Source organism: Pseudomonas viridiflava (genome assembly GCF_003702045.1).
GTDB classification, from domain to species: Bacteria; Pseudomonadota; Gammaproteobacteria; order Pseudomonadales; family Pseudomonadaceae; genus Aquipseudomonas; species Aquipseudomonas viridiflava_C.
Map to the genome: position 1 here is coordinate 1 of NZ_RBTP01000057.1, position 11,102 is coordinate 11,102.

Genomic DNA, 11,102 nt, shown 5'->3' on the forward strand with positions numbered 1-11,102 from the left:
TAAGTTCGCTGTACGTCAGCTGAGCCGCATCGTGAACCAGCGCAACAGCCGCTGGCGTACGCAGAACCTGGGCTTCGAACAGGCCGTGAACCGTCTGTTCCAGCGGGTACGCAACAGCGGTGTCGTTGAACCCGGCAAGTAGCTGAGTGCGCTCCTGCGCAGGCAGGATGTTCAGCCCATGAATGGGCAGGTGCGGGGTGGATTCCAGCGCATCGGCCAGGCTTTCCAGCGCGGCGGTCATGTACCCCGCGACTCGCTGCGGCGCAATAGCGACAACGGTTTGCACGCTGAGCAAAAAACCCTCGCCCAAGTCATCGACCGACAGCATGAACGGGTAATTGGTCCGTTCGGTTACTTCCAGCACCTGGGCACCGCCCCAGCGTTCGACTTCGGTGTCGGACGCCACCGGGCTGTGGCGGTAGTTGAGCAGCGCACTGAACAACGGCATTGACGCCGGAACACCGCTGCAACGCTGCGCCAGCGCCAGAGAGGCGTGTTCATGGCCCAGCAGCGCGGTCAGACGTGCGTGGGTCTGGCGCACGCCCTGACTGACGCTCAGCGCACCGAGGCTGACGCGCACCGGCAGTGTATTAATGAACATGCCCAGCGCCCGTTCTGCCCCGGCCCCGCTCTGCATGCGACCCAGCAGCACGGTGCCGAACACCACATCGCTGCGTCCGGACAGAGCACCGATCACCTGCGCCCATGCCAAATGGTGCAGGCTGGCCGGGCTGACGCCCAATTGCCGGGCCACGGCGCGCAGCCGCAGGCTCAAGGCCCGATCCAGGGTGTGGCGGTGCTCCTCGACACCGCGGCCGTCACCCTGAATTTCCTTGAGTCCCAGCGGCAAGGTAGGTTCCTGGACGTCGGCAAGCATCTCGCGAAAGAAATGCTCATGTGCGCTCTGCCGGATCGCCATTCTGGCCTGCGCCACATAGCGTCGATACGGCATCGGCGTTTCGAGCGCCTCGGCATCACCCTTCAACAGGCACTGCATCTCATGCTGCATCACTTCCAGCGCCGTGTGGTCCAGCGCGATGTGGTGAAACAGCAGGATCGCGACCCAGCGCTGGTTGGGCGTGTCAAAGGCGCAGGCCATGCGCATCAGCGGGGCCTGTCCCAGATCAAGGCGTTGGTCACGGGGATCGAACAAGGTCTGCAACTGACGGGCGATATCACCCTCGGCCGCGTTCAGCTCCAGCGTTTCAACGGTCAGCATGGCCTGGCGCAGAACCACCTGAACAGGTTGTTCCAGACCGTCCCAGACCAGCGCGGTACGCAGCACATCGTGCCGGTCGATGACAGCTTGCATCGCCGCCACGAATGCATCCAGTTCTGCCCGGCTGTCCAGCGCAAAGGCAGCCTGAAGCAGGTACGGGTCGCCCTGCTCTGCAGCAATGTGGTGGTAAAGAATGCCTTCCTGAAGCGGGGCCAGCGGGTAGATGTCTTGAATATTGCAGGCACCGCCCGGTACGGCAGCAACGATCCGGTCAACGGCACCCTGCTCCAGATCCAGCAGCGTCAACATGGACGACGTAATGTGCTCACAGCCGTCGGGAATGCCGACGTCGGGAATCTGCAGCTGCTCTTCGGCATCGCCGAGCGCCGCCGCAAGAGCCGAAAGCGTCGGCTGGCTGAACAGCACGCGCACATCGGCATGCAGCTCAAGTTTGCGCATTTGCTCGATCAGCTTGACCGCCAACAGCGAGTGACCGCCCAGTTCGAAGAAATGGTCGTGGCGACCTACCCTGTCAACGCCCAGCAATTTCGACCATAGGCTGGCCAGGGTCGTTTCTATAACGCCTCTAGGTGCTTCATACGCCTGGCTGACAAAGGCTGTGGCGTCTGGCGCGGGCAGCGCTCGACGGTCGAGCTTGCCGTTGGCCGACAACGGCAATGTGTCGAGCAGCACGTAGGCGCCTGGAATCATGTAATCCGGAAGACGCGCCTGAAGGTAGGTGCGCAGTACGTCGGCGGACACCGGATCACGGCCGTTCTGTGCAGTGAAATAGGCCACCAGACGCTTGTCGCCAGGCCGATCCTCGCGTGCAACCACCACTGCATCGCGCACGGACGGGTGATCGCTCAGCCGGGACTCGATCTCCCCCAGCTCAACCCGGAAGCCACGAATCTTGATCTGATCGTCGTTGCGTCCCAGATAGTCGATGACGCCGTCAGCGTCACGCCGTCCCAAGTCACCGGTTTTGTAGAGACGATCCATCGAGGTCTGGCTGAAAGGATCGCTGATAAAACGTTCGGCCGTGAGGTCATCCCGGTTGATGTAACCGCGTGCGACACAGGCACCGCCGATGTAGATCTCGCCCGCAACACCCACCGGAACGGGCTGAAGCTGGCTGTCGAGCAAGTAGATACGGGTGTTGGCGACCGGGCGACCGATGGCAGGCAAGGTTGTCCATTCGGCCACATTCACCGGCAACGTGAACGAGGTGGTCACATGGGATTCGGTCGGCCCATAGTGATTGTGCAAACGGCAATCGCTCAGGTGCTCGAAGAACGCACGAATCGGCGCGGTGATGCGTAACTGTTCGCCAGCGGTAATGACTTCGCGCAAGGCACACGTGCGTTCGCGTAACTGCGGATCGTCACACAGCGCCTCGGCCAATGCCTGCAAGGCGATGCATGGCAGATAAAGCCGCTCGATACGTTCCTGACAAATGTGTAGGTACAGCGCGCGCAGGTCGAGCCGGGTGTCGGCGTGGATCAGCGACAGGCGCGCACCTGCACACAGCGTACTGAACACTTCTTGAAACGCCACGTCGAAACCCAGGGCCGCGAATTGCAGGGTCGCCGGCGCCGGATTACCGCTGTTGCGCCCCTCCTCAAGCTGCCAGTGCATCAGGTTGACCAGCGGGCCGTGGGGCATGCTCACGCCCTTGGGCTGACCGGTGGACCCGGAGGTGTAGATGACGTAAGCCAGATGTTCCGCACGATGCCCTTGCGCGCTCAGTTGCGGATCACGTGTGGACTGGCGAGAAAACTCTTCTGCGCCCTCCACCAGACCGTCGAGCAACAGCACCGGCACGGAGCAAACCACGGAATCCCCGAACAGCCCGGTCAGACATGCCTGGCTCAGCAATACCTTGGGCGCGCTGTCCTTGAGCATGTAATCGAGCCGCTGCGCCGGGTAATCCGGGTCCAGCGGTACATAGCCCGCACCTGCCTTGAGAATGCCCAGCAGGCCGGCAATCATTTCCGGGCTGCGCCGAGAGCAGATCGCGACGCGGTCGTCGAAACCGACGCCCATCTCAAGCAATCGATGGGCGATGCGGTTCGCCTGCCGATTGAGCTCACCGTAGGTGATCTGCGATGACTCGAACGACACCGCCAACGCATCCGGCTGCTGCCTGGAGTGCGCCTCGAACAACTCGTGCACCAGCAAATGGGCCGGATAAACCTGTTGAAAGGCGTTGACGCCCTGCAGCAACTGTTGACGCTCGCTGTCCGGCATGAAGGCCAGGCGTTGCAAAGGCACCTCGCCCTCTTGATCGAGCGCTTCGACCAACTGTTCAAGCACCGTTTGCATGTAACCGGCGATACGATCCGCGCCGATCCCCGTCACGACCTGTACCGTCAGGCTGAAACCGCCGCCCAGATCATCGACCGACAGCGACAGCGGATAGTTGGTCCGCTCTTCTCCGCCTTCCAGCTCGAAACCGGCCCACGACAGACCTGCCTCGGCATGGTTACCGTTTTGCGCCGCCACGGCCGCATGGCGGTAGTTGAGCAATGCACTGAACAGCGGCGTGGGTGCGGCAACACCGCTGCACCGCTGGGCAAGGGCCAGAGGGGCATGTTCGTGGGCCAGCAACTCGGCCAACCGGTCATGGGTGATTCGTACGGCCTGTCTGACGCTTGGGCAGTGCGTTGGTACGCGCAGGGGCAACGTATTGATGAACATGCCCAAGGCACGTTCGGCGTCCTGTCCACCCTGCATACGCCCCATCAGCACCGTGCCGAACACCACGTCTTGACGGCCCGACAAGTGACCGATCACCTGTCCCCAGGCAAGGTGGTGCAAACTGGCATTGCTGACCCCGAGACGTCGGGCATGGGCACGCAAACGCCTACCCAGTTGATCATCCAGCGGTTGAACGGCCTGCTCAATGGCACTGCCGTCGCCCTGCACGTCCTGTAGCCCGAATGGCAGCGCAGGTTCATCGATGTCGCCCAGCGCTGCCTGGAAAAAGGCTTCGTGTTCCGCAGCGCTGATGCCCAGGCGCGATTGCGCGACGTAGTTGCGATACGGCACCGACGCTGGCAGCTCGGCGCTGATTCCGGCCACGTGTGCCTGAATCTCGCGCCCCAGAATGCCCAGCGACGTCGCGTCATCGATCAGGTGATGGAACAACAGCACGGCCACCCAATCACCCCGGTCGGGGTCTTCGGCCAGATGCAGCTCCATCAGCGGCGCCTGACGCAGGTCGAAACGCGTGTTTCGGGGGTCCATGCGTGTTTGCAACTGACTGGCAATATCCCCGTCGATGCGCTTCAGGGCATGCTCCTGAACGCGCAGCGTGGCCTGCCGCCAGACCACTTGCACAGGCTCGTCCAGGCCTTCCCAGGCGATGGACGTGCGCAGAATATCGTGGCGCTCGACGACCGCCTGCAACGCGTGGGTAAAACGCTCGGCATCGGCGCGGCTGTTCATCCGCAACGTGCCTTGCAGCAAGTACGGATCACCTTCGGTGGTCGCCAGGTGGTGGTAGAGAATACCTTCCTGCAGCGGCACCAGCGCGTAGATGTCCTGAATATTGGCCACGCCGCCAGGCACTGTGGCCACCAGCGCATCGATTTGCGCTTGAGTCAACGTGGCCAGGGGCAGCATCTGCGGGGTGATGCGTTGCGTATCGGGCCGAATCAGGTTGCTCGGAACGGCCACATGGCGTCCGGAGCCTGCCGTCTGAGCCAGCCCCGACAGCGTCGGGTGGCCGAACAGCGACAGCACGTCGACGTTCAGGCCTTTTTCGCGAATTCGCTCGATGAGCTTCACCGCCTGCAATGAATCGCCACCCAGCTCGAAGAACTGGTCATGCCGGCTGATTCGTTCAACGCCGAGCAGTTCGCTCCACAGGCCTGCAAGTACCGTTTCCACCTCGCCGACGGGTGCTTCGTAGTCCCGGCGCGCAAAGGCGCTGGCATCGGGCACCGGCAAGGCCTTGCGGTCAAGCTTGCCGTTGCCCGTCAGCGGAAACTGCTCCAGCATCACGAAGGCGGTCGGCACCATGTAGTCGGCCAGGTGCAGCAACAGTTCGGTCCGGAGTGCATGGGCCTGAGGCAGATGCCCGGGTTCGGGTATCACGTACGCCACCAGACGCTTTTCGCCCGGTTCGTCCTGACGCGCGATCACCACTGCCTCGCGCACGCCTTCACAGGCGGCCAGACGGCTTTCGATCTCGCCGAGTTCAATTCGGAATCCGCGCACCTTGACCTGATCGTCATTGCGACCGAGGTAGTCAAGATTGCCGTCCAGGGTCCAGCGCGCCAGATCGCCGGAGCGATACATACGGGAGCCGGGCGTGGCATCGAAGGGGTCGCTCAGGAAGCGTTCGCTGTTCAGCTCCGGCCGGTTCAGGTAGCCACGCGCCACACCGGCGCCAGCGACATAAAGCTCGCCAACCACGCCCGGCGGAACCGGCTTGCCGAAGCGATCAAGCAGGTAAAGGCGCAAATCGGGAATGCGCTTGCCAATCGGACTGACACCGGCACCGACATCAGCCTTGCTCAACGGATGGCAGGTCACGTGGACAGTGGTTTCGGTAATGCCGTACAGGTTGAACAACTGCGTACCGGCGTTGGCCTTGCGCGCATACCAGGGCTTGAGAATGCTGGTATCCAGCGCTTCACCGCCAAAGATGACCTGGCGAATGGCATGAGGCTGGGGATCGTCACCTTGCGCTGCAATCAGTTGTCGAAACGCACTGGGCGTTTGGTTGAGCACGGTCACCCCGGCCTCGCACAAGAGGTCATAAAACGCCTGAGGCGCTCGGGTCGTGGCTTGTGGAACGATCAGCAGGCGCCCGCCGTGCAGCAGCGCACCCCATATTTCCCACACGGAAAAGTCGAAAGCGAACGAGTGAAACAGCGCCCATACATCATTGGCACCGACTGGAAACCAGCTTCGCGTCGCCGAGAACAGACGCGTGACATTGCGGTGCTCGACCATCACGCCCTTGGGCAGGCCGGTAGACCCGGAGGTGTAGATGACATAAGCCAAATGCCCGGAGTCGAGCCCGGCCACGTGCGGATTGTCCTCTGGCTGTTCGGCGAAACCTGCCGCCTCCGGCTGGTCCAGCAGCAACACCGCAATACCCTGCGCCGACAGCTGTGCCTCGAACGCGGACTGCGTCAGCAGCGCAACCGGTGCACTGTCGCGCAGCGTGAATGCCAGTCGCTCAGCCGGAGCCGACGGATCCAGCGGTACATACCCCGCACCGGCCTTGAGGATACCAAGCAGGCCGATGATCATCTGCGGACCGCGCTCGGCGCAGATCGCTACCCGGTCGTCAGGACCGACGCCCAGTGCGCACAGACGATGCGCGACCTGATTGGCCTGAGCATTGAGGCGGCCGTAGGTCGTGGCCTGTCCTTCATGCAGCAGCGCTACTGCGTCGGGGCGCGCCCTGGCTTGGGCTTCGAACAGCGCATGCACGGTTTCGGGCGGGCTTGCAGGTGCCTGCAGTTGATTGCGCGCCTCAAGCGCATGCGTCTCATCGGGCGTGGGAAGCACGAATTCACCCACCGACCGTTGCGGATCTTGCAAACCTTGCTGCAGTACGTGCATGAAACGCTCGGCGAGCGCCTCGGCCTCGTCCTGCTGGAAAAACGCTTCGTTGTAGATGTAGTGCAGCCAGACTTCGTCGGTGTGCGGGTTGGACCGGATGTGCAGAGACAGCGGGGTCTGCTCGTACCCGTTGGAACATTTGACGCTGTAAGCGACCGATTCCCCGAACAGGTAGCGCAGGTCGTTGATTTCGTAGGACACCGAAACGTCATAAACCTGTTCGCGACCATCGCGCAGTAAGCCCAGCGAACGGTTCAGGTCGCTGAGCGGATAGCGCTGATTGCGGTAGTCCTGCTTGAGGGTGGCGCCCATTTCACCGACCAGTTCGGCGAAACTCAACCCCTCGTCAAACCGCAGACGCACGGCGCTGACCTGCACAAACAGGCCCAGAGTGCTGCGAAAACCGGCGTTGGAGCGATTAAGTACCGGCATGCCGAGCACCAATTCCTCGGCATGCTCGGTGCGCATGAAATACACGTACAGCGCGGCCATCAGCACGTGGAAGCGTGACGCCTGCAAAGGCAGAGCAAGCGCGTCGATACGTTCGAGTAAGGCCGCCGGGTAGCGTCGCAGTACCTGTCCGCCCGGTGCCTTGCCACCGCTGTACCGGCTACGGTGACGCGGTTCGAAAAGCGGTGCCGGCACCTGCCGGTATTTTTCCTGCCAGTAAGCCTGGTCGCGGTCGTAGCGCTTCGATTCCCGGTAGGCGGATTCATCCTGGATATAGCGCGTGTAGGAAAGCGCGGTCGAGTCGCCCACCTCCTCCTGATCCACAGCGTACAGCTCGCCCAGATCCTTGAGCATCAGCGAGATGCCCCAGCCGTCAATGACGATGTGATGCGCCTGCACCCCGAGGTAATGCAACTGCTCACTGATTTTGACCAGTTGCAGGCGTACCAGTGGCGAGCCGTCCAGTGCAAACGGTTCCCGAGTGAACGATTGTAGATGGCCGGTGGCGGCCGATTCTGGGTCTGCCTCGCCGGAAACGTCGTGGGACGCCACCTGCAACGGCAGGTCCTCGACAAAAGCCTGCTCAGGCAGACCGTCTTTGCCTGTGCCGTGCAGCAGGACTGTTCGCAGCGCGTCGTGCCTGCGCACCAACCTATTCACCGCACGCTGAAGCCGATCGATATCGACAGGCCCCTCGATGACGTTGAACCCGCCAATGTTGTAAAGAGGAATATCGCTGTGCACGGTCTGATCGAGCCAAATGTCACGCTGAGCAGCGGTCAGTGGATAAGTGGCATGCATGGCAAGAGACTGTTTCATGCGGAGACTCCTTGAATGACGCGACGAGTCGATGCCTGTTCAGCGCACGCCCATCTGGCCGAGCGAATCATTAACTGTTGCGCCATGCACTTGACCACCTTGTTTCCAGCAATAGATGTCATACGTTACTTCTCGGAGAGTCAGGGGACGTGTGCACGTTCGCGCGACCGTTGACGGTGCAGTGAATTTGCGTAGGCATCGGCCGCCCCGCCAAAGGGACGGCTCAATAGATGCTCGACTTTAATCACCGGCCACGTCCCCTGTATGTCACTTGAAACAAGGACAAGAAACAGGCGGCGCCGGACAGCCTGAAAAGTGTGTTGTCTTGTCCCCTCTTTTCACCACAGACAGGCCGTAGGGGGCAGTGCTTGAATGCAGGTATGCAAGTAACGCTTGAGCAAGCCAACTCGCAAATAGAGGGTTATGACATGAACAACTTCGAACCTGGGGAATACGTGCGCTTGCGCTCGGGCGGTCGCAAAATGCAGGTCATGCAAACGGACACCTCCGAAGCCATGCCCGCCTCACCCCTGGTGGCATGCGAGTACCGGGCAAAGAGCCGCAGGATACTGGGCTTTTATGCGGCACATTCCCTGGTCCATGCCCATCATCCCAAGCCGGATGAACCAACAAGCGCCAACAGTGCCGGGATAAACGCCAGTCAGGGCAATTAATGCTGTTCTGACGGTTTGTTATCGAAAGACTTCCCCTGAAATAGCCTGAAATAGCGAGCCTATAAGGCCGCAATTATATTAACCCCCCAGACGCCGAACCATGCTTTATTAAGTGTGTTTGGCTCCGCCATCTCAACCCCACTGTTTACTCACTTCCCTACCCACCATAAAAGTGTTCGGAATTAGTGATGTGTGCGCACGATAAACCACGGCCTTTACCCACCGACCCGCGAACAAACGAGCCGATGGGTCAGCGCAGGCATTAAATAAGCAGTTTAATCAGGCGAATTAAATAAAGGTGTCGTACTGCACGTCCGTGACGTGGGTAATGCCCATGTTTAAGCGATGAAAGAATGCGATGCCAGGTTATACAGCAGCCCGGTTGCGAACAGGCCGATCACCATCGAGACGCCTTTGTTCATCAAACGTGATGAACGCGCCGAACTCATCCGCCCGCCAAAACACGAACCGAACAGCACCCAGGCCGAGCCGACCGGTAACACCACAGCGGTGAATGTCGCTATGAAGGCCAGGTAATCAGCGCTGTGCAGAAACGTACCTGCGGGCGCCACAAAAGAGGCGAAGAACAGCCCTTTGGGGTTGCTCAAGGTCGCAATAAACAAGCCTGCCGGTGAAAGCCCCGGTTTCTGGCTGTCCGCAGCGTCGGTGTGCTGACTCTTGCGCGCCATGTTCCAGAGTTTCATCGCGATATAGAACAAGAAGCAGACGGCGAACGCCTTGCTCAGCGTCGCCACCCAGGGATAATCCCGGGCCACCCGATCCAGTGTGATGCCCCACGCCGTGATCTGGATCACGTAGGCCAGCCATTCCGAGCCGACCCATTGCAGCGACGGCACGTTGAAGCCTCTGTTGACACCGGTCTGAAACAACAGCGAATTGGTCGGCCCCGGAACGGCGAGCACGGCCAGCAGCGCCAGAAAGATAGAACTACTCATGTAAATGCCCTCACTCGGTCTTGCAGGGTTGATGGTCGAATGCAACGAATCGAAAGCTGTGTGCACATCAGCGGCGCTGTGCCTCGTGTCGTCCTGCGGTGAGGCGCTTGAACAGCTGCAGCGCGTCGTCCACGTAAGTAAAAATGACCGGAACCACCAACAGGCTGAGGACAGTCGAGGTCAAAAGCCCGCCGATCACTACCACGGCCATTGGCTGCCGGAAGCCGGGATCGGCCCCTACGCCAATGGCGGTGGGCAACATCCCGGCCCCCATTGCGATAGTTGTCATTAGGATCGGGCGCGCACGCTTGTGGCAGGCATCCAGCAGCGCTGCGTAACGGTCCATGCCGAAATCGCGGCGGGCGAGGATCGCGTAATCCACCAGCAGGATCGAATTCTTGGTAACGATGCCCATGAGCATCAGCAGGCCGATGACCGATGACAGTGAGAAACTCAGGTCACAGACCAGCAAGGCCAGCAAGGCTCCGCCCAGCGAAAGCGGCAAGGCCGAGAGAATGGTCGCGGGCTGGAGGAAATCGTGAAACAGCAGCACCAATACCGCATAAATGCAGAACACCCCGATGAGCATGGTCAGCCCAAAACTGCCGAACAGCTCGTTCATCAATTGCACCTCGCCCTGCTCCACGGTTTTCACACCGGCGGGCAGGTGGGCAAAACCGGGCAACTGGCGGACCTGGTCCATCACCTCACCCAGGCTGCGGCCGTTGAGCTCAATGGACAGCGTGACGTAGCGCTGTCGATCCAGACGGTCTATCTGCGCCGGGCCGCTGCCCATGCTCAGCGTACCCAACGAGTCCAGCACCACCTGGCCGTCGCGGCCGGTAACACGCAACTGCGCGATGCGCTGCAAATCACCTCGCAGCGCAGGGTCCATACGCACCCTAAGGTCGACCTGACGTTGCGATAAATTGATTTTGCCCAGCACCGAGGAGTAGTCGCCGTACGTGGCCAGGCGCAGGGTGTCGGCAATCCGTTGGCTGGTGATACCCAACTGCGCCGCTCTTGCGTAGTCCGGACTGAACTGGACCTCCGGCGTCTGAAGCGCGGCGCTGGAAGCGATGTTGCCCACGCCTTTCAACTGACGCAGCTGAGGCTCCAGTGCCATTGCGGTGCGTTCCAGAAGATCGCCGTCATCACTGGCCAGCACGATGTCGAGTTTTTCACCGTTGCCATCTCCGCCGACGCTGATCCGCACCCCGGGCAGCGACCGCAACGCGTCGCGCATTTGCGCTTCCAGGCCGGTCTGGCTGAGATCGCGATCCTGCCGCCGGGTCAGTTCAACCGTTAACGTTGCTTTATTGACCGCTGCGCCTTCCGCACCTTCGCTGCCCGGCGTGCCTGCAACGGCAAACACGTGCCGCACGCCAGCCAGAGGTTTCA

The 11,102-nt window shown here is 61.1% G+C and carries 4 protein-coding genes; 1 reads left to right on the forward strand and 3 read right to left on the reverse strand.

All coding sequences use genetic code 11. From position 1 onward, the window contains the following. A partial coding sequence (locus ALP40_RS17780; protein WP_310887070.1) for a non-ribosomal peptide synthetase occupies positions 1-8,071 on the reverse strand: 8,071 nt, incomplete at its 3' end. 380 nt (positions 8,072-8,451) lie between these two features. Between ALP40_RS17780 and ALP40_RS17785 the strand changes: the two genes are divergently transcribed. Then, positions 8,452-8,745 carry a hypothetical protein gene (locus ALP40_RS17785; protein ID WP_122209521.1) on the forward strand — a complete coding sequence of 98 codons (294 nt, stop codon included), beginning with the start codon at positions 8,452-8,454 and terminating at the stop codon, positions 8,743-8,745. A 338-nt stretch (positions 8,746-9,083) separates the two neighbouring features. On the opposite strand, the gene ALP40_RS17790 is transcribed toward ALP40_RS17785, so the two are convergent. Then, positions 9,084-9,701 (reverse strand): LysE family translocator, encoded by a 618-nt coding sequence (locus tag ALP40_RS17790; RefSeq protein WP_122209523.1) that lies wholly within the window; start codon positions 9,699-9,701, stop codon positions 9,084-9,086. A gap of 67 nt (positions 9,702-9,768) precedes the next feature. Then, positions 9,769-11,102 (reverse strand): efflux RND transporter permease subunit (locus tag ALP40_RS17795; RefSeq protein ID WP_147478338.1); only part of this gene is annotated, 1,334 nt, incomplete at its 5' end.

Excerpts from the sequence above, each read along its gene's own strand:
- ALP40_RS17790 (WP_122209523.1), bottom strand. The coding sequence starts at position 9,701 with ATGAGTAGTTCTATCTTTCTGGCGCTGCTGGCCGTGCTCGCCGTTCCG.
- ALP40_RS17785 (WP_122209521.1), top strand. The coding sequence starts at position 8,452 with ATGCAAGTAACGCTTGAGCAAGCCAACTCGCAAATAGAGGGTTATGAC.